Genomic DNA, 19228 nt, shown 5'->3' on the forward strand with positions numbered 1-19228 from the left:
GGAAGCCATTATGGTAGGACGGTTAGTCACCCAATGTTAAACCTCACTCAGTAGCGACTTTCACCCAACAAGAAACGCTAAACTTTGTTTAGCACACTAGCGATTGAACTAACCTGTAGGCATGGAGCGCCCCGCCAGAGGCGGACAGGCAGCAGTTTAGCAGTCAGGTGAAGCACTTTGTTAGCCGTCAATATTCCATTTCCGATTACCAATAGTTACGAGAGGTATAAGACAAGGAATTATCCAAAGCAAAGACATCCAAGTTAAGCCAACATTTTTCAGCTCATCATAGAGATATATAGCCAATGCAACAGAAATAAAAAATAATGAGTAAATTGGCAACATTAGCTTCCAATATTTTGTATTTGGGTGTTTCCAGGGAGCAAGCATAAAGATTAAACTGACCGCAAATATAAATAAAATTATTCCCATCATTCCATTGCTAATTTTACCTTGAACTATCCAAACAGCAGATAGTAGAATTAACCAGATAAATCCTCCAAGCCATCCACCAATCCATCCAATTTTTTCACCTTTACGGTTCATCACATTTCTTCGCCTAAAAAGCTGAGCTGGCAGTGAAGCGAGTCAGCACCAACATAGTGTTATGTGAGACTTTTGTTTTAAATATTTTCTTAGAATTGCATGACTTCCCTCTTCGGAATCAATCTGAACACACATTTTTTTACCCTGTGTCCAGTGAAAACATTGCAAACCCATAGGATTGTATGTTCCGTCTTCGTTCGCTGTTATTACTGCTTGACAGCCATGAAGGATGAGCCACTCAAGATCCTTGGTTCCCAATTGCCTGTATATAGTATATTCTACTGGATCATCCCAGTGCAAACGCCAATGGTACCCAGTGCCTTGGCCATAGTGGTACAACCCGCCAAGAAGACATGAGGTATACTTGTAATATAAGTAAATCACGGAACCAGGGTATATATTACCCATTGTGACACAAAGAGGGAATGTATAATAGCAGTATGGTGTCGTATGCCCCCATCCTTATCTTATCTAAGTAGCCACTATGATGTGTCCACGTCATGCCATCATAGGTATAATAGCCAAACATTTCATGGGGATGCGGTGGAACAATCATATTGTTGTGGCCATAGAAAAAACCAAATCAAATTCATCCCATCCTTTTAGATCATCACCAGGAATCGGAAGTACGGTTAGTATATTCACTTCTTCGTTTCGATATCTTCTCGATTCATCAGCGTCTGCATAAGGTGCACCTGAACCGCTAGTCATAACTGGGATCCACATAGACACTGTATTTCCAAAAATCTTCATACCTACAAAGAGAGTACACCCCAAGTTCCCTCTCCTTACAGCCCGAAAGAGCAATTCCTATCAACCCTAGCAAAATCAGGAAGATACACTTTCGCGACCAACGTATAATTCTAAGATTACAAATATACATAATAATTCACCTCCTAGTGATAGATTCAACTTAGTTTGTTATCCACAATGACCAAGCTGAGTAGTACGATGTAAGGACGTCGGTGTGATTACTCTGCCTATGACTATTTCCTTTTGTCAAATATTCCATTAATTCGCTTCTACGAATATTGGCTCTTCAGTTACCTTTAAAGTGCCAGAAGCAGAAATATATTCATTACCCTTACCATCATACACTCGGACTTGATCCGGGATTTGAGAAGAAAAGTCGATGACCTGCTCGCCTACCCAAGACCACAGCACGTATATTGGCGAAGCATTCTCTCTCGTAAACCTGTAGCATGCTAAGGTATTCTCTAGATCAATAACTGTATCATATTCTGCTTCTCTCAGAAGGTTGGGCATGTCAGAATAGGTATAGGGATAGGGTTGTCCTTCTTCCCAACTAAATGAGCTTTCGTGGGGATGTTCTGTTTCCCATTGGTAAAACTCTTTGGCAATTTCTGTGGCTGTAGCGTATTCAGCAATTATCTCCCCAGTTGGTGTTGTCTTGCCTATAAAGTTCTCATCAAGCCACTCAAGCATTGTCTCGATGTCATCTCTGTTTGGGTTGTTATAACAGTCATGGGTGGCGATTCCAAAGACCCACACCTTGGTGGGAAGACCATTCCTCTGCCAGTGAAGCCATTCTATATATTCCATTAGGAAATTCTTCTGGTTAGTCCCCAGTGATCTAGGTCCTGATGGTCCTGGGTTAGGTTCCAGTTGGGGATAGTGTGGAATTAAAATGTATTGGGTTTGTTTTAAGTCTTCCTTGAGAAATTTCCCTGTTTCAGCAGAGGGACGAAAAGGATTCCACGGATAGTGACCCAGGTTTTCCCAAGCCATTATCCCTGCTGGTTCTGTAAGCGCCGTCTGGATGGTAAATCCATATTCCCTCATCATCTTGGCTAGAAGAGGCTGAGCGCACTGATAGGGGGCCACACCGTAGTTATTTTCTGTGCCGATGACGGAGTTGACAGCATTAACGTTATCTTGCCAAATCCTTCTAACGAGGTCCTCCGAGGTGTCAGGAGACTCAAGAATCCAATCGTGTCGTCCCTCCCTCCAGAGGGGATGGATATGCGTCCCCCAGTTGAATCCAGCATCGAGATAAGATTGGACAAGCTCTTGATCACCAAAGTCTTCAACAAATTCCATAAATTCACCGTTGGAAGCAACTGTCAATTTAGCCCCGTGAGTCAAGGCTAGATCTCTCAACCAATACATCTCTTCCCGCCTGGCACCGTAATCGAATCCAAACTCAGGTAGAAAGGGTTCAACGTGGACGGCAAAGAGGACTTTGATTGGCCCCTGTGTTGTTTCTATATTAAACACAACCTCTTTATAATAAAGGCTATTCCAAGTAACATTCCCATCCATAACAGTATCAACACCAAAGTAAATGGTATATGTGCCTGCTGGAAGTCCTGAAAGAGGAGTATTTAATACCTCATATGAATCTAAGTGAAAAAGTGGGCCCTGATACCCTGGTTTCCATTCGGTTGTCCATCCCTCAAAGGTAAAAAAGTAAAGACCAAATGGGGTTTCTGCTGCTAACCACCAATCAGCATTATCTGTTTGTTGATTATTATCTAAGACTATAGTAATTGTTAAAGTGTCTGACTGATGCAGTGTAACTGGCTTATCTGAACCATTTATTTTAATGTCACAGATGGGATTTTGGGGAAAAGCAGTATTCCCCCACTCTAACAGCCCAAGGAATATGAGTGAGATTATAATACATCTATACCGTCTCACTTTATTCCCCCTAACGCCAAAATTCGGCACCGCTTTTAAGTATCCGCTGTAATGTTTTGTTAGACCTGCTTATCCTCTATTTATTATTTATAATAAATATAAATGAGTGAAGCTACTTTTGTCAAACAGAATTTTGGTACCTTGTACTTCAACCAATTCTGAGGATAACCATGTATGTTGAAAAATATGTCATAATTGGATTAGTCAACAGGTAAAGATTGTCCCTTTCCTTCTTCAAATGTCAAATGGGGATCCAGCCCTGCCTTTTCCCATTATAATAAACATCTTCAAGTTCCCATGAAGGAGATGGCATGTACCACAAACCATCATAAGGACATTTAGCAAATACTATTGAAGTGAAGCATATTGCCAATAATAATGCTACTGGTATTTTAACTTTCATCACTCCTTTCTCTTGGTTTAATAATTTAATGTAACTATAGTTAGCCTAAATTATTTTCCATCTTATTCTATCATACATTTCATTTTTTTACTGAAGTTCTTTTTGCCTGTCAAAAAAATTTTTAAATTGGATATTTTCCCTTTTTCAATGCCAATAGGTTTTTTGGCCAGATGGTGAATAAGGTAACTTGCTATCTTGACAAGTGGTGCAGTATGTAGAATTTTCAATAAAAAATTCTTGATAGGAATAAAAAGACTAAATGCTCAAAATTGGCTGTTGTGGTTTCCCGGTGGCCCAAGAAAGATATTTTAAACAATTCTCTACTATTGAAATTCAACAGAGTTTCTATCGCACCCTGGGGGTAAAACAGGTTGAAAATTGGCGTAAAAAGGCACCAATATATTTTGAGTTTGTGCTTAAGGCTCCTCAGTACATTACTCATTTTCCTAATAGTCCTACCTATCGGCGGGCAGACTTACCTCAAGAAAAGAGAAAATACTGTGGTGGTTTTAAATTAAATACTGTTATAGAACAGATAATGGAAACATTTTTTGATAGAGCTGCTATACTTAAGGCCAAAAAGTTTGTCTTTCAAACACCTGCTTCTTTTAAGCCTACTGCTGAAAACATAAATGCAATGAAGTGCTTTTTTAGCTACTATAAGGATAAAGGCATCTTTATCTGGGAACCACGAGGAAAAGAATGGAAACCAGAAATCATTAAATCTATTTGCCAAAAATTAAACCTTGTCCACGCTGTTGACCCATTTTTATATGGTCCACCGGTTTGGGGAGATTTTATCTATTTTAGAATGCATGGTAATTTAAGGAATTATAAATATTGTTATTCAGATGGAGAACTAAGGGAACTCTTAAACATAGCCGGCTCCTCTGGTTACATCATGTTCAACAATTCTGAGATGTATAAAAACGCTTTAAGACTTAAAGAAATGTTAAAAGAATTGGAATAACTCAGCCTTGAAAATCAATCCGGGATTTTGTGGTTAATCTCAGCAAGTTTCAGTAAACGGTAAAAATACTGCCTTTTTATGCCACACCTTTGGGCAGCTTGTGAAACGTTACCGCCGGATTGAGCTAGGATATGATTTAGATATCTATGATAAAAATCCAGCAAAACTTGTTTTTTGGCTTTTTTAAATGGGAGGGATAAGATTTCATTAAAAGAAGGCTGAGACTTCAATGTAGCTAAAGGCTCAATATCTGTTAACTCTATGTATTCACCTTGGCAAAGAATCACAGCGCGTTCAATTATATTTTCTAACTCCCGAATATTGCCAGGCCAGTCCCTGGCAACTAAATTTTTCATAGCAGCCTTTGAAAATCCTCGAATGTGTTTGTTATTAAGCGTAGCATACTTTTCCAGAAAATGATGAGATAGAATGGGAATTACTTCCCTTCTTTCTCGTAAAGGAGGAAGATGGATGCGAATAACATTAAGTCGATAAAAAAGGTCTTCCCTGAATTTGCCTTGTTTAACTAATTCTTCCAGGTCTTTGTTACTAGCAGCTATCACCCTGACATTTACCTTTTTTATCTTAGTGCTTCCTAATAGTCGAAACTCTCCTTCCTGTAAAAAACGGAGCAACTTTGTTTGGACAAGTTTACTTAAATCACCTATTTCGTCAAGAAAAAGTGTCCCCTCGTTAGCTTCTTCTACTAGGCCCTTTTTATCCTGGATTGCTCCAGAAAAAGACCCCTTAACATGGCCAAATAATTCACTTTCGATCAGTGTTTCAGGAACAGCACTACAGTTTATAGCCACAAAAAGACCTTTGCGTAGACTGTGTTTATGAATAGACCGCGCCACCAGCTCTTTACCTGTGCCTGTTTCTCCGGTAATGATCACAGGGGCCGTTGTTTTTGCTACTTGCAAAATATACCTATAAACAGATTGCATATAAGAACTTTTACCGATAATAAAGTCAGCGTCTTTTTCTCGGTTTAACTCTGCCTTTAATATCTTGTTTTCTCTTTTTAATTTTTGAACTTCCATGGCCCGGTGGATGGTAAGCAGGAGTTGTTCTTGGCGAAAGGGTTTGGTAACAAAATCATAGGCCCCTATCTTCATAGCCTCCACCGCTGATTCAATTGTGCCATAGGCGGTTATAATAATCACACCAATGTCAGGTTCAATAGCCTTGATTTGTTTTAAAAGTTCCATCCCATTTAAGCCAGGCATTCTCAGGTCAAGTAAGACTAAATCAAAATATTCCTTTTTAATGAGCTTGACTACCTCTTCAGGATGGGATGTAGTTACAACATTATATTCTGTTTTTGTTTTGATAATCCTTTCTAAAAGCCTTAACATATCTACTTCGTCATCTACAGCCAATATTTTACCTGGCATATTGTCCTCCTATGGGTGGCAAGTCAATGATGAAGGTAGCCCCCTTGTTTTCTTCGCTTTCACAGCGAATTCGCCCATTATGCTTACTGATAATACTATAGCTAATAGACAACCCCAAGCCAGTCCCTCTTCCTTCAGGCTTGGTAGTAAAAAAGGGGTCAAAAATCTTGCCTAAATCTTCTTCTTTAATGCCACAACCTGTATCCTGAAATAGAACTTCTATAGCTTGCTGTTCGTCCAATCGGGTGGTGATGGATAATTCCCCTCCATCTGGCATGGCATCCATAGCATTGATAATTAAGTTTAAAAATACCTGTTGGAGTTGTTTTTTATCTCCCTGGACTAGAGGTAGAGAAGAAGCAAATTCTATTTTCATTTGGATATTATTTATTTCTAGTGTATGTCTGACAACATTAATAACTTCTTTAATTGCTTCGTTAATGTCTATTGCCTTACTTAAATCTTCAGTGGGACGAGCGAAATTAAGCAAATTTTGCACTATTGACTTGCAGTGTAAGGCATGTTTGAGGATCAATTTTATATCCTGATATGCCTGAGTTTCTCTCGGGGTATTTTCTAAAAGCAACTCGCCAAATCCAATAATGATGCCCAAGGGATTATTAATCTCATGAGCAACACCTGCTGCCAGTGTACCTAAAGAAGCCATTTTTTCAGCATTACTTAGTTGTTCTTGGACAAGCTTTTCTTTAGTAATATCACGGGCAATACAAAGGATCTCCTTTATCTCCTCCCCCAAATACAGAGGCATTAACTTTGTATTTAACCAATGCGGTTTACCATTTATTTTTACAATATGTTCTTTCACAATACTCTGTTTAGTAGTATAAAGCTGATTTAAACAATCTATTATTGTATTTGGAGGCCATTGCATAATTACATTAAAAGGTTGACCATGAAGCAAGGCGGGCTTCTTTTTGAAAAATGAGGCAGTGGCTTGATTAAAAGAGATGATATTGCCAAACATATCCAAAGTCAAAATCAAATCATCGGCACTTTCTATTAAAAGCCGATATTTTTCCTCAGATTTCTTTAAGACTTCGGTCTTCCTCTCCACCTCTTGCCTCAAAGTCTCTCTAAACCCTCTTTCCAAGGAAAGGGCAAATATACCCAATCCGATAAGGGCAAGGATTAGACTGCCCTGGATGAAAAATTGTTTTAAATAGAGATAATGAATAACTGCATTTACCTCTTTCTCTGGCACACATACTGCTACTGACCAGATGTGTGAGGTATAGGGAATGTGAATAGGTGTATAGGCTACAAATTTTTTGACATAACCTTTCACATCTCTGTGCCAGAGAGAAATATATTCTCCTATTCCCTCTTTGCCCTGTAACATTTCCTGGCGCTGGATTTTGTTTATCTTTTTAAAGTAAAAATCAGGGGCCTTTTCCTGCCTTACCTTAAAGGCATTTTGACCAATAAAGCTCTTGATAGGGTGATAAATAAAATAGCCATTTTCATCTATGACCCAGGCATAGCCTGTTTTCCCTGAGCGGATTCTAGCCACATGTCTTTGCACTAATAGGTAAGGATCTATAAAAAGGACTATGATTTTTTTTCTCAATGGTTCAGAGATATAAACCCAAGACTTGGAGAGATGAACAGCAAGGTTGTTTGGGTCAAGGGGTGTTAATTTAGTAAGTGTGGGTTCACCTATTTTATAAATGACTTTTTTATCTTGATTTAAGACCAATAGACCCCTTGCACCAAGCCTGTGTGCCCGTTGGAAAATCATTTGCAGTAAATCAGGAGAAGGCTCTCTTTGCGAATATTTCAGGATAAGTAATTCTTCTATAAGGGCATTAAAACTATTTTCAATCTCTTGTGAAGCTTGGCGGGCAAGGATAAGCTGTTGATGGTTAAATTGTTGCGCTATAATTTCTTTCAAATCTTGGGCCGAATGGATGCCTAAATTAAGGGCACAAAGAAGTAAAATGATAACGCCGCTTCCAACACCTAAAAGAAATTTGTGAGAAGAAATATCCCATTTGATATATTGTTTCATAAATTGATACTAGCTAATTGAAGGGTCTAATTTGTAGTATTTAGACCTCCATGTCAAATTTATGGTATGCCAATCAACTAATCCTGTCAACAGGATGAGGGCTATTTGGGATAGAAAGGTAATTATCTTCTTTCATTAAAAAAATTTTTTAATTTTCCTAGACTATAAAACCCCGCAACTTGCTGCAGGGTTTTATAGGAAAATATTTTAAATGCTGCCTAATGATGTAAGGAAATCACGCCTATTGCCGATAATGTTAATATTATTGCCATTATTAATATAAGAAATAAATAAAGGGTATACATCCTTCTTGCCTTTTCCTCAGCAGAAAAGAGCATACCTATAAATGCCCCCCACATTCCAACTACGGCTGCCAAGCAACATATCCCTACACCCAAAAGGGCAAACGCATCACTGAAAGATATCTTGTGGAGGTACCAGTGTCCATAAGTTATGGGGTGGCCTGTAGTAGCCTGCCAAATTTCCTCAGCAGTGTCTCCCTGCAAGAGGTGTGAAAGAAAGACTTGTGGGTCCATAACATGAGGACCTCCTAGTAGATACCATATTGCACCTATAGTCCCAATTACCATTCCTATAATGGCAAACCAAAATGCAAATTCCCCATAAATAACACCTGATATTGGTGGTTTAGGTCTTTGTTCCATTTTTATCCTCCTACATCCAATGTAACATTTTTGCTGCCTTCATTAACAATCTAATTCCTGCAAAAAACATAATGACTATAATGAGCCATCGGACAAATCCTGCCTTGATTTTGAGCATAATTCTAGCCCCAATAAGTGTTCCTCCAATTAGACCAATCATACAGGGGACGGCAAACAAGGCAAACATTCCCCCTCCAGCAATATATGGCCAAATAGCAGCGGTATCGCCTATACTAATTAATACCTTACTACATGTGGCGGCAACTTTTAATGGTGCAAGCATTACCAAATTAAACACAGGTACCATTGCCCAGCCTGCGCCTAGTCCAAACATCCCTGATATTAAACCTACACCACAGAAAAGAATAATTCCTAGCCACGCCCTTGTGACCTTATAGTCAACTACCTTATTTAGTGAATCTTCCCAATAGCCCATATCCAAGGCCATCTTTTCAGTAAATCCATCAACCTCCTTGACTTCTGGCCACTCTGCCCTTCCCCCGGCAAATACAAATAAGAGGCCGATGGCAATTACTATAATCCCCAGTGTGCCTCTAACTAGCGCCTCTCCAGTTACACCCATAGTTGCATGGATATACCCGGCTAGGAGTGCGCCAATAATGCAAAACACTCCATATGGCACTGCAGCCATAAATAGTATCCTGACATTGGTAATACCCCTTTTTAAAAATGGCCGGGCTGCAACTAGGGCACCAGACATGGCCACAAATAGCCCTGTAGTCCGGATGATATAGGAGTCTATAGGAGTAAATCCCATCATAATGGGCGTAAATATAACACCCCCACCTACACCTGCTAACACTGCAAAGATACCCATGAGGGTGGTGACAACAAGTAGGATAATAAAAAATGTTAGTGGACTCATTCCCACTGTTTGTTCTGTTACTTGCGTTACCTGAGGACTGGTTTCAGCGGCATATAGGGTGGCTATACTCACTAGAAGGGCAAGTATCAAAAAACCTAGTTTTAAAATTCTTCTCTTTTTATCCATTAAATTTCCTCCTTCTTTTTTATTTATCCCCTCCGGGGTACCAATGTTCCTGGGCAGGGAACACTTTGGGTAACCCGGTGGGAAATTACACATCGTGCACTTCACCATGGTTTTATCTTGGCAAAACTCATGCCAAATAAACAATCAAGCTAACTCTGTAAAAATTGGGTAAAGCACAGGGGAAGTGTCATTTTTTAGGATACAATTTGTAAACTTTTTGTTGAGAGTTTTCTCATCAAGGAGAATCCTATTGACTAGTATTGATAAAAATTATAGGTTTTTGAACATGATAAAAAGAAACCTTTGGTGGGTTATATCTCTTTCAATATTATGGATATTTTCTTCAGGGATTGCCCTTTCTCAACCACCTGTGAAGTTGGCTATTTTGCCATTTAAAATCTATTCTTCTGAAGACCTTACCTATCTTCAGCAAGGGCTATGTGTAATGTTAAAAACTAGACTTTCTTGGGAGGGACATATTGAGATAGTGGATATAGATAAAAAGGCCTCAAAAGATATAAATAAACTAGCAAAGGAGTTCAATCTAGACTATGTTCTATCTGGCAGTCTAACCATGTTTGGGAACAGTGCCAGTATTGATCTCAAGCTTATTAATATAGAGCAAGAAAGGGTTACTCCCTTTTTTGCGGAATGTTCTAACCTAAATGAAGTAATCCCAAAAATAGGAAAACTGTCAACAGATATAATTGGGACTATAATCCCATCGCTAAAAAAGGAGGTAGCCAGGCCTTTACCAGTGGAAAGTTCTGAAAAAAGTGAAATAAGCCCACCTATTGTGCCAAAGATTGGAAAAACCCTATTTTATATAACTTTTATTACAAAACCAAATAGACCTCAAACATATCATCTATTTTTTTCTGATAAACCTCAAGTCAAGGGAGAGGACCCCATTGTTGATGAAGAAGATATAGAAGAGCCTAATTTTCCTGAATACAGACGGGTAGGAGAGATGGAAAGACAAGGCCTAGATTTAGGTAAGGTCAGTGTTAAAGAGAAGACGAATTTTGTCTTTGATGTTACTGGTTTTATCAATGACCATCCCTCAAAATGCTATTTTTTGGCAGTAAAAAGAGAGGGGGCTGATTATTTTGTGCCCATGGAGACTTGGTTTAACAGAGAGGGAAAGGCTTCAGGCAAGACTAAAATTGCCTTTCAAACAGGTATTTTGGGTAGCTTCTTGGATCAAAAATTCCGTATTAAAGAAGATACCTTAGAATTTAGCGTTAAGAGTCCTGAATAGATAAAACTCCGCACCACTCAATGCAATTTGGCTCGTTGGCAGTGCCTTGTGTCTCACACCCCTAAGGGTTTTAATCCCATACTTTCCTTTATAAAGGCAGTTATGATGTCAAATAAGGCTACAATACCAATTATCTTTCCTCCTTCACTTACAAAGACCCTTGCAATATTAAATTTAGCCATCAATTTTACAATATGTTCTATGTCCATATCTTTCTCAATACAAACCACGGGCCTTGTTGTAATTTCTTCTACCTTTGTTTTACCCAAGTCTAGCCCTTTACCGATAGCCTTAAAGACTATGTCCCTTACCGTAACTATTCCATAAACATTCTTTTCATCCTTAGGCCTTACCACCAAAGACCTAATTCTTTTGTCAATAAGCTTTTCTAAGGCCTCATAAACAAAGGCGTCAGGTTCTATGTATTCTATTTTCTTAGTCATTATTTCTTCTGCTTTCATATCCCCTCCTTAAGATTTTTACAATTTTCTAAAATGCAATTATCATGCCTTAAATTGCCCTTGAATAAATTAGCCATTTTTAGATGTACCTTCCGAGCAGGCTTAAAACATTAATGTATGGCATGATTTTTGCCTAGGCTAAAAAAGTCTACTTAAAAATTTCAGGAGGGAAAAAATGAAGCGTTTTTTTAGTTTTTTGTTTATTATTACTTTTTTTGGGGTAAATTTGGCCTATGGGTATCGGATCCAAGTTTCTAAAGATACTTGGGCTGATTTTGTTATAAGGGGGCAGTTGTTTTATTTCAATATGGATAAAAGAGGTGATGAGATAGATTATCGTCAAAACTATTTTGAGATGACAGAGGCAGAGTTTTATGTTAAAGGTCAGATTAACAAATTAGTTCAATTCTTTACCCAATGGGAGAATTATTATAAACCACATAAACTAAGTGGGGAAAAAAGAGAGGATAGCACTAAAGCTTTTATGAAAGAGACGGGTGTAAATCTTGTATTTCGTCCTGAGTTTAGGATGAGGTTTGGCAGGCAGCGTATACCTCTTAGCAGATATCACCAAAGGTCTGATTACAAAAAACTCATTCCTACTGACTATTTTTATAGATATGATATCCATAGCGTATTTAAAGGTAATGTCAATAAATATCTTAACACAAAAGAAACCTGTCTTCAAATTAGACATCCAGGCATTACGGCCTTTGGATACTTCTTTAATGGGATGCTTGAATATCACCTAGGTTTATTTAATCAGCCCAATAACAAGCCTTTTGGCACAGATGAGGGTGGTTTTAAAGGTGTTAGACCCACAGTAAGGCTTGTCTTTACCCCTGTTTGGTTGGGATATAAACCCGAAAAGTCCATTAAAGGGACAAGGGGGGATTCTTACCTTGGGAAAAGAGATGTATTTAACATTGGTGTAGGATATTCTAGAGAAGAGATATGGGATGGTCTTGACAATGAGATGTTTGCTATTGATGGTTTTTGGGAAAAAAGATTTGGTAGGGAAAATAGATATATCCCTATGTTACAATGTGGATACATTTACTCAAAAAATACTCATAAAGTTGATGGTAAGTCAGAAGATAGTCAATTCTGGTGGGTTGCAGGGCAATTCCTTTATAATAAGTTTATTGGTTATGGAAGGCCTGCTATTGCAGTGAGATTTGAGCAGATGAACGCAGATAATGCTTATAATAATAAAGATGTTACCTATAATCGTGCCTCAATTTTTCTTAATTACTTCATCAAAGGATACTCTGCCTGGTTAGCGGTTGGTGTTGATCAGGTATGGTACACTAATGGTGCAGAAGATTATCTTCTGACCAAGGGCAAACAACGCAATATGACTGACTTCAGCACTTACTTTCAATTTAGATTCTAAAGAATTTTTAAGCCGCCTTTTTGGCGGCATACAAAGGAGCGGAATGGATTTTCGTCTTTTTATATTACCCTTGATAGCCTTTATCATTGCTAGTCTTACTTCACAGGCTGGAGTTTCAGGGGCATTTCTGCTTATGCCTGTTCAAATAAGTCTTTTGGGCATTACTTCTCCTATAGCAAGTGCTACCAATCTGGCTTATAATATAATCGCTATCCCCAGTGGCATTCAGAGATTTAGGAAAGAAAAGAGGTTTTTGGTTCCCTTGGCCCTTTCTATTATAGCAGGAAGTATTCCTGGAGCATTTATCGGGGCATTTATTAGAACCAATTTTCTGCTTAATCCCAAACCCTTTAAATTATTTGTTGGCCTTGTCTTAATGTGCCTTGGCTTGAGATTAATATTGGTGAGAAAGAAGAAAATACAGGCGGTTACTGAAATTCAAATTAAACAGATATCCTTTAAAAAGGTCACATTTTCTTTTGCTCATGAAGATTTTTCTTTTTCACCTATTGTTATCTTTTTACTTGTTCTTTTCACTGGAACTATCTCTGGGGCTTATGGAATTGGGGGTGGGGCATTACTAGCCCCTATCTTGATTTCGGTATTTATGTTACCACCCCATGCTATCGCTAGTTCCACCCTTACAGGCACATTTACTACTTCTATAATGGGCGTATGTTTTTACTACTTGTTAGGTTATCCACCTGATTGGGAAATTGCTATTTTGTTTGGTATAGGGGGTATGCTAGGTATGTATACTGGGGCAAGGATACAAAAATATATTCCTGAAAGGGTAATAAAAACCATCCTTGCCTTTCTCATTTTTATCCCCGCAGCAAAGTATATTTTAGGTTATTTCAGGTAGAAAGCAACTTTAAAATAGTCAGTTATTAATTTCCTCCAGATTTCTTTTACCTGTTTTTCAGTAGTATTTAAATCACCATTATTATCTATGACAAAATGCGCCTTATTTATTTTCTTTTCTATAGGCCATTGTAGGGCAAGAATTTTTTCTGCCTCTTGTAGGGAAAGCCCCTTTTTTTGCAAACGGCTGAGACATCTTTCTTTACTTGCATAAACCACAATCACTTTGTCAAAATCGCTTTCCCAACCTACCTCAAATAAAAGGGGAATTTCAATTATAACCAATTTTTCTTTCAATTGATTCAGGATTTCCATAATTTTGGCATAAATCCTAGGGTGTAAAATGGTTTCTAAAATTTGTTTATCTTTTTTAGAAGAAATAAGTCTTTGGCGCAGGTAACTGGTGTTTAAAGTTTTATCCGGGTTGAGGCATTCTTTGCCAAAATAATTTACAATTTCATGATAACTTTTTTGGCAAGGGATAAAGAAGTTATGGCAGATTTTATCTGCATTTATAACCTCAGCTCCTAATGCTTTAAACATCTCTGATACAGTGGTCTTTCCACTACCTGGACTACCAGTAAGAGCAATCTTAAGCATCTGCCACTTGCTTTAAAGAGTTAATGACCTCTTTCATATCCGCTGGTAATGGTGCTTCAAATTTCATATCTTCTTTGGTAACAGGATGAATGAACTGTAACTGCCAAGAATGAAGCATAAGCCTGGGTATTTGTTGGAATATCTGTCTTACTTTCTTCAATGGAATCTGTTTGATTTTGCTTTTACGGAAATAAATAGGGTCACCTAAAATGGGATGGCCAATAGAGCTAAGGTGAACTCGAATCTGATGAGTGCGGCCGGTTTGGGGTTCACAGAGTAAAAGAGCTGAATGAGGAAAGGTTTCTTTTCTTTGCCATGAAGTTAAGGCTGAGCGCGGATTTTTGGTTTTAATAGAAATCTTTTTTCGTTCCTTAGGATGACGTCCTAGAGAAAAATCTATCACTCCCGTTTTTCCCTTTGGGATTTCAAATACCAAGGCCAAGTATTGTTTTTTGATTATTCTTTCTTTAAATTGTTGGCTCAATTCTTGATGGGCAACATCATTTTTAGCCACCAGCATAAGGCCTGAGGTATCTTTGTCTAATCTATGAACAATACCTGGTCTTTTCACACCGCCAATTCCAGAAAGATGGTTACAGTGATAGAGAAGGGCATGCACCAATGTTCCCTTTAGATGACCTGGTGCAGGATGAACCACCAGACCAGGTGGCTTGTTAAGAACCACTAAATCTTCATCTTCATAAATAATATCTAAAGGAATAGGCTCAGGGGTAATATCTAATTCTACAGGAGGAAGAGGAGAAAAAACCACCCTTTCTTTTCCCTTTAATTTGTAGTTAGCTTTAGTAACAATTTTATCATTGACCTCTACTCGCCCTTGGTCAATAGCTTTTTTTATTTGAGAACGGGTAAGGCCGGTTAATTCTGTTAAAAAGATATCCAATCTTTTGCCCACATGGTTGGAGGAACAAAAGAAGCGCTTCACAGATTTAAAATTTCTCTAATTTGTGTGTCTACTACTTCTTCAGGAGATTGATGGACAATGGAAATTTCCTGAACTAACAATTTTCGGGCGGTATTTAACAATTTTTTTTCGCTAAAGGAAAGTGTTTTTTCTTCTCTTAATAAAGCCAAATCTCTCAATACTTCAGCAGTATCATAAATACAGCCGGTCTTTAATTTGTCCATAAGCTCTTTATGTCTTTTATTATAGCTTCCGCCATTGAGAGATAATCTTTTACCTTCCTTTAAAACACAAAAGACTTTAGGAATTTCCTCTTTGGAGATAAGTGGCCTTAGTCCAACTGATTGGACATTATCTGTAGGTATCATAATAACCATATTATTTTCTAAAAGTTGCACAATATAAAAACTTCTTTTCTCTCCTTCTAAAAGATTTTTTGATTCAATAGACTTTATAACTCCGATCCCATGAGTGGGATATACCACCAAATCACCTACTTTAAACATGGCGACCATTATACCACATTTTTACAAAAATGCAAAATTATTGCAGTCATGGTAAAATTTCATTATTATAACACTAAAGACCTGGAGATATTAAATGCACAACCAAGAAGTAGCCAGAGTTTTTTATGAAATTGCTAATTTATTAGAGATAAAAGGAGAAAATCCTTTCCGTATTAGAGCATATAGACGGGCAGCCCAAAATATAGAAAATCTAGCAGAAGATATAACTAAAGTAATCCAAACAAATAGGAAAATACCAGGAATTGGTCAAGATTTAATACAAAAAATTAAGGAGATTATCCATACAGGCACTTTGCAAATGTATGAAGAATTAAAAAAAGAAATACCGCCAGGATTACTTGACTTAGTAGCTATTCCTGGTGTAGGTCCTCGGACTGCTAAAACAATTTATGAACATTATGGCATCACCAGTTTAGATGATTTAGAAAAATTGTGTTTAGAACACAAAATTCAAAAGTTACCTGGCTTTAAGGCCAAAACAGAAGAAAACATTTTAAAAGGCATCCAATTGGTAAAAAAGGGAAGAGAAAGAAGACCATTGGGTCTTATTTTACCTGTGTCTGAAGAAATCATCAGAACTTTGAAGAAAAAATGCCATTTAGAAAGAATTGATATAGCAGGTAGTGTCCGAAGAAGGCGGGAAACAGTAAAAGATATTGATATTTTAGTTTGCTCTTCTGCACCTCAAGAGGTAATGGAAGTATTTACCAAACTGCCTATAGTGAGCGATGTTATTGCCAAAGGCAAAACTAAATCCAGTATTCGGACCCAAGATGGCTTGCAGGTTGATTTGCGGGTAGTGGAAAAGAACTGTTATGGGGCGGCTCTTTGTTACTTCACAGGGTCAAAGGCACATAATATTCGTATTCGGGAGTTGGCTATCAAAAAGGGGCTAAAAATTAACGAATATGGAATTTTTGAAGGAGACAATTATATTGGCGGTAAAGAGGAAGAAGAGGTTTTTAAAGCAGTGGGGTTGCCTTATATTCCACCTGAATTAAGGGAAGACAGAGGAGAGATTGAGGCGGGTTTACAAAATAAATTGCCAAAATTATTAGAATTAAGAGAAATTAAAGGAGATTTACATGTGCACTCAAAATATAGTGATGGGGCTGCCACTTTGTCAGAAATTGCTGAGAAGGCCAGAGAAATGGGACTACAATGGGTAGCGGTATGTGACCATTCCCAGAGTTTAAAAGTGGCAGGTGGTGTTTCTGTTGAAGATTTAAGAAGAAAAAGAAAAGAAATAGAGATTTTTAACCAGTCTAGCTCTGATATAAAATTATTGTGTGGGACAGAAGTAGATATCCTAAACGATGGTTCATTAGATTACCCTGATGAAATATTGAAGGAATTGGATTTTGTAATAGCAGCAATTCATACTGGTTTCAAACAAGATGAGGCTACTTTAACTACAAGGATGGTAAGGGCTATGGAAAATCCTTATGTCCATAGTATTGCCCATCCCACTGGCCGTATTATTAATGAAAGAGAGGGATACTCACTCAACTTAGAACAGGTTTTTGCTAAGGCTGTCCAAACCAATACATGTTTGGAAATCAACGCCTATTTTAAAAGACTTGATTTAAATGATATCCTCTCAAAAACCGCCAGAGACAAAGGAATAAAATTGACCATAGGCACAGACGCCCACATCTTAGACCAAATGGAATACTTGCGCCTAGGTGTGTTTGTTGCCAGGAGGGGATGGTTAGAAAAAGGAGATGTTTTAAACACTATGAGCTATGACCAGCTTATACATTTTTTAAAAAGAAAAAAATGATTAAGAAACTGGCTAGTTCCCTTGCGCCTTTGTTTATAGATTTCTTGTATAAAACCTGCCGAATAAAGGAGAAATTTTTGTCTTCTTTGCCTTATTCTCCCGTTATTTATGCAGGTTGGCATGGAATTCTACCTGGTATTTTCCTTCTAGGCCGCAAGAGAAAAATTGCTACTATCGTGAGTAAAAGTGAAGATGGAGAGTTGATAGTTCCAGCATTTAAAAAGTTTGGATTCACTGTATTTAGAGGTTCTAGTCATAGAGGGGGAATTCCAGCCTTAAAACAACTCGCAAATATCCTCAAACAAGGCTATGATGTAGGTTTAGCTGTAGATGGCTCTCAGGGACCATTACACAAGGTGCAAGGAGGGGTCTTATTTCTGGCCCGACATTCTGGATACCCTATTGTTCCTTTAAATGTAGTTTATAAATATAGTATAACACTTCCCAGTTGGGATAAAATGGAGATACCCATTCCTTTTTCTTCTGGAGTAGTAGTTTATGGGAAACCACTTTATGTGTCTAAATCCGCTAATAAGGATGAAATTAATAAATTGGCCTTAGAATTAGAAAAATATCTTTTTTATTTAGGAACTTTAGGAAAGGAATGGCTAAGGTAATAATTTAATACCCTATCAAATATCTCAGGTGTAGTTGAGATCCAAAATACTAACAAATTTTTTTGAAATACAGCATGTTTTTGCCCCATGCCTGAGAAGGTATATAATTCTGTTTCATTGGTATTTTTAATCTTAAAATGATGAAATGGGGATTTGGGGTTTTGCATAATTTTTTCCATCATATTTTTTGTTTGAGATTCCGCTTCCTTTTGGGTATAAGCCTCTGAGACCCATATAGTAGCATCATGCCAATTGCCTTGAGAAAAGCTGCCTCTATAATGTGCTATCCAGGCATTTTTGAGGTGGATTTCAGTTCCATGTAATTTATTTACCTCTTTTTTGGCCTGTTCACCTTTTATTATCTTCATTAGATGCAAATGAGGTAAAGTTTCTGGGAATAAAGAACCCATAGGTTTAGGCTTACGTCCACAGCTCATAGAAACAATCAGGAAGATGATTAAAAATTTCAAAAAAGGCTTTTTGTCCATATTTTACATTATACTAAACAATATCTACATCTGCAAGGAAATAACACAGGGCCACGGCAAAGTCAGGCCATAAGTAATTTAATAAAAATAAAAAATCCAAATGCCAAATGAAATCCAAATGTCTAAATGCCAAAACATTAAATCAGTGAGTAGTGAAATAGTGAGGGAACGAAATAGTCAAATGTAGTGGAATTGGGGTCAAACCTACAAAATACAGTTAAGAAAATAGAAAACGGAAAACAGAAATTCCCAGTTCCCAATTCTAACATGTAAACGTGTCAATGTGTCAACGTGTTAACGTGCATAAAGAAGGAAAGGGAAACGGGAAACAGAAAATAGAAATTCCCAATTCCCATTTCCAACGTGTTAACTTGCAACTTTTTAACTTGCCAACTTTCCAACTTGCAACTTTGTAATGCCTCAATCAAAAAGAAGACTAGAATTGACTAGAGACTAAGGACTAGGGACTAAGGACTAAGCACGTCTCATCGTGTAACCGTGCTAACGTTCCAATTTGACAGAAGGCGATTTTGCATTTTTCAATTTGCATTCTGTATTGAGCCATCCTGCCTGTCGGCAGACAGGTGCGCTTATCATTTGGATCTCCGTTAAAATTACTTTGA

Annotated in this window: 19 protein-coding genes; 6 read left to right on the top strand and 13 right to left on the bottom strand. The window is 37.7% G+C overall.

What is annotated here, in order from left to right; genetic code table 11:
* Positions 1-180: 180 nt before the first annotated feature.
* The 4 genes from HS1_RS10645 to HS1_RS13210 all read right to left on the bottom strand — a co-directional run bounded on the left by HS1_RS10645 (position 181) and on the right by HS1_RS13210 (position 3610).
* Positions 181-546 (bottom strand): hypothetical protein, encoded by a 366-nt coding sequence (locus HS1_RS10645; protein ID WP_066065140.1) that lies wholly within the window; start codon positions 544-546, stop codon positions 181-183.
* Between the two features lie 552 nt (positions 547-1098).
* A complete protein-coding gene (locus HS1_RS10655; protein ID WP_066065146.1) occupies positions 1099-1299 on the bottom strand; it encodes a hypothetical protein in 201 nt (66 codons plus the stop codon).
* Positions 1300-1557: 258 nt separating this feature from the next.
* Positions 1558-3207, bottom strand: coding sequence for a hypothetical protein (locus HS1_RS10660; RefSeq protein WP_066065149.1), 1650 nt, complete (start codon positions 3205-3207; stop codon positions 1558-1560).
* Positions 3208-3448: 241 nt separating this feature from the next.
* The gene (locus HS1_RS13210) at positions 3449-3610 is read right to left on the bottom strand and encodes a hypothetical protein (RefSeq protein WP_156469458.1); all 162 of its coding nucleotides are present in this window, start codon (positions 3608-3610) and stop codon (positions 3449-3451) included.
* Between the two features lie 259 nt (positions 3611-3869).
* Here HS1_RS13210 and HS1_RS10665 point away from each other — a divergent pair, with 259 nt between their 5' ends.
* Positions 3870-4580, top strand: a complete 711-nt coding sequence (locus HS1_RS10665) for a DUF72 domain-containing protein (protein WP_066065152.1) — start codon at positions 3870-3872, stop codon at positions 4578-4580.
* Positions 4581-4594: 14 nt separating this feature from the next.
* On the opposite strand, the gene HS1_RS10670 is transcribed toward HS1_RS10665, so the two are convergent.
* The 4 genes from HS1_RS10670 to HS1_RS10685 form a co-directional block, all read right to left on the bottom strand.
* Positions 4595-5977, bottom strand: a complete 1383-nt coding sequence (locus HS1_RS10670; protein ID WP_066065154.1) for a sigma-54-dependent transcriptional regulator — start codon at positions 5975-5977, stop codon at positions 4595-4597.
* Positions 5967-8006 (bottom strand): sensor histidine kinase, encoded by a 2040-nt coding sequence (locus tag HS1_RS10675; protein ID WP_066065156.1) that lies wholly within the window; start codon positions 8004-8006, stop codon positions 5967-5969. Before HS1_RS10675 ends, HS1_RS10670 begins: the two co-directional genes overlap by 11 nt.
* Positions 8007-8224: 218 nt before the next feature.
* Positions 8225-8671, bottom strand: coding sequence for a hypothetical protein (locus HS1_RS10680; protein ID WP_066065160.1), 447 nt, complete (start codon positions 8669-8671; stop codon positions 8225-8227).
* A gap of 10 nt (positions 8672-8681) precedes the next feature.
* Positions 8682-9683, bottom strand: a complete 1002-nt coding sequence (locus HS1_RS10685) for a sulfite exporter TauE/SafE family protein (RefSeq protein WP_066065163.1) — start codon at positions 9681-9683, stop codon at positions 8682-8684.
* A gap of 286 nt (positions 9684-9969) precedes the next feature.
* Between HS1_RS10685 and HS1_RS10690 the strand changes: the two genes are divergently transcribed.
* The gene (locus tag HS1_RS10690) at positions 9970-10944 is read left to right on the top strand and encodes a hypothetical protein (protein WP_156469459.1); all 975 of its coding nucleotides are present in this window, start codon (positions 9970-9972) and stop codon (positions 10942-10944) included.
* A gap of 53 nt (positions 10945-10997) precedes the next feature.
* Here HS1_RS10690 and HS1_RS10695 read toward each other — a convergent pair whose 3' ends face one another.
* Positions 10998-11405, bottom strand: a complete 408-nt coding sequence (locus HS1_RS10695) for a CBS domain-containing protein (protein WP_066065171.1) — start codon at positions 11403-11405, stop codon at positions 10998-11000.
* Between the two features lie 175 nt (positions 11406-11580).
* Between HS1_RS10695 and HS1_RS10700 the strand changes: the two genes are divergently transcribed.
* A complete protein-coding gene (locus HS1_RS10700) occupies positions 11581-12801 on the top strand; it encodes a hypothetical protein (protein WP_066065176.1) in 1221 nt (406 codons plus the stop codon).
* A 43-nt stretch (positions 12802-12844) separates the two neighbouring features.
* Entirely contained in the window at positions 12845-13666 is an 822-nt protein-coding gene (locus HS1_RS10705; protein WP_066065179.1) for a sulfite exporter TauE/SafE family protein, read from the top strand.
* On the opposite strand, the gene coaE is transcribed toward HS1_RS10705, so the two are convergent.
* The 3 genes from coaE to HS1_RS10720 are packed head-to-tail and all read right to left on the bottom strand — an operon-like array spanning position 13654 to position 15696.
* Complete coding sequence (coaE, locus tag HS1_RS10710) at positions 13654-14265, bottom strand: dephospho-CoA kinase (protein ID WP_066065182.1); 612 nt, start codon at positions 14263-14265, stop codon at positions 13654-13656. The genes HS1_RS10705 and coaE overlap by 13 nt on opposite strands.
* Positions 14258-15169, bottom strand: coding sequence for an RluA family pseudouridine synthase (locus HS1_RS10715; protein ID WP_245669987.1), 912 nt, complete (start codon positions 15167-15169; stop codon positions 14258-14260). The genes coaE and HS1_RS10715 overlap by 8 nt, the downstream gene beginning before the upstream one ends.
* Before the next feature lie 38 nt (positions 15170-15207).
* Positions 15208-15696, bottom strand: a complete 489-nt coding sequence (locus tag HS1_RS10720) for a CarD family transcriptional regulator (RefSeq protein ID WP_066066599.1) — start codon at positions 15694-15696, stop codon at positions 15208-15210.
* Between the two features lie 94 nt (positions 15697-15790).
* Between HS1_RS10720 and polX the strand changes: the two genes are divergently transcribed.
* Together polX and HS1_RS10730 are read left to right on the top strand one after the other, a co-directional pair.
* The gene (polX, locus tag HS1_RS10725; protein WP_066065188.1) at positions 15791-17500 is read left to right on the top strand and encodes a DNA polymerase/3'-5' exonuclease PolX; all 1710 of its coding nucleotides are present in this window, start codon (positions 15791-15793) and stop codon (positions 17498-17500) included.
* Positions 17497-18117, top strand: a complete 621-nt coding sequence (locus HS1_RS10730; protein ID WP_066065191.1) for a lysophospholipid acyltransferase family protein — start codon at positions 17497-17499, stop codon at positions 18115-18117. Before polX ends, HS1_RS10730 begins: the two co-directional genes overlap by 4 nt.
* Here HS1_RS10730 and HS1_RS10735 read toward each other — a convergent pair.
* Positions 18081-18605: a hypothetical protein gene (locus HS1_RS10735; protein ID WP_066065193.1), complete on the bottom strand. Its 525-nt coding sequence runs from the start codon at positions 18603-18605 to the stop codon at positions 18081-18083. The two genes, HS1_RS10730 and HS1_RS10735, sit on opposite strands and share 37 nt — an antisense overlap.
* Positions 18606-19228: the final 623 nt, after the last annotated feature.

This window comes from Candidatus Desulfofervidus auxilii, from assembly GCF_001577525.1.
Classification (GTDB): domain Bacteria; phylum Desulfobacterota; class Desulfofervidia; order Desulfofervidales; family Desulfofervidaceae; genus Desulfofervidus; species Desulfofervidus auxilii.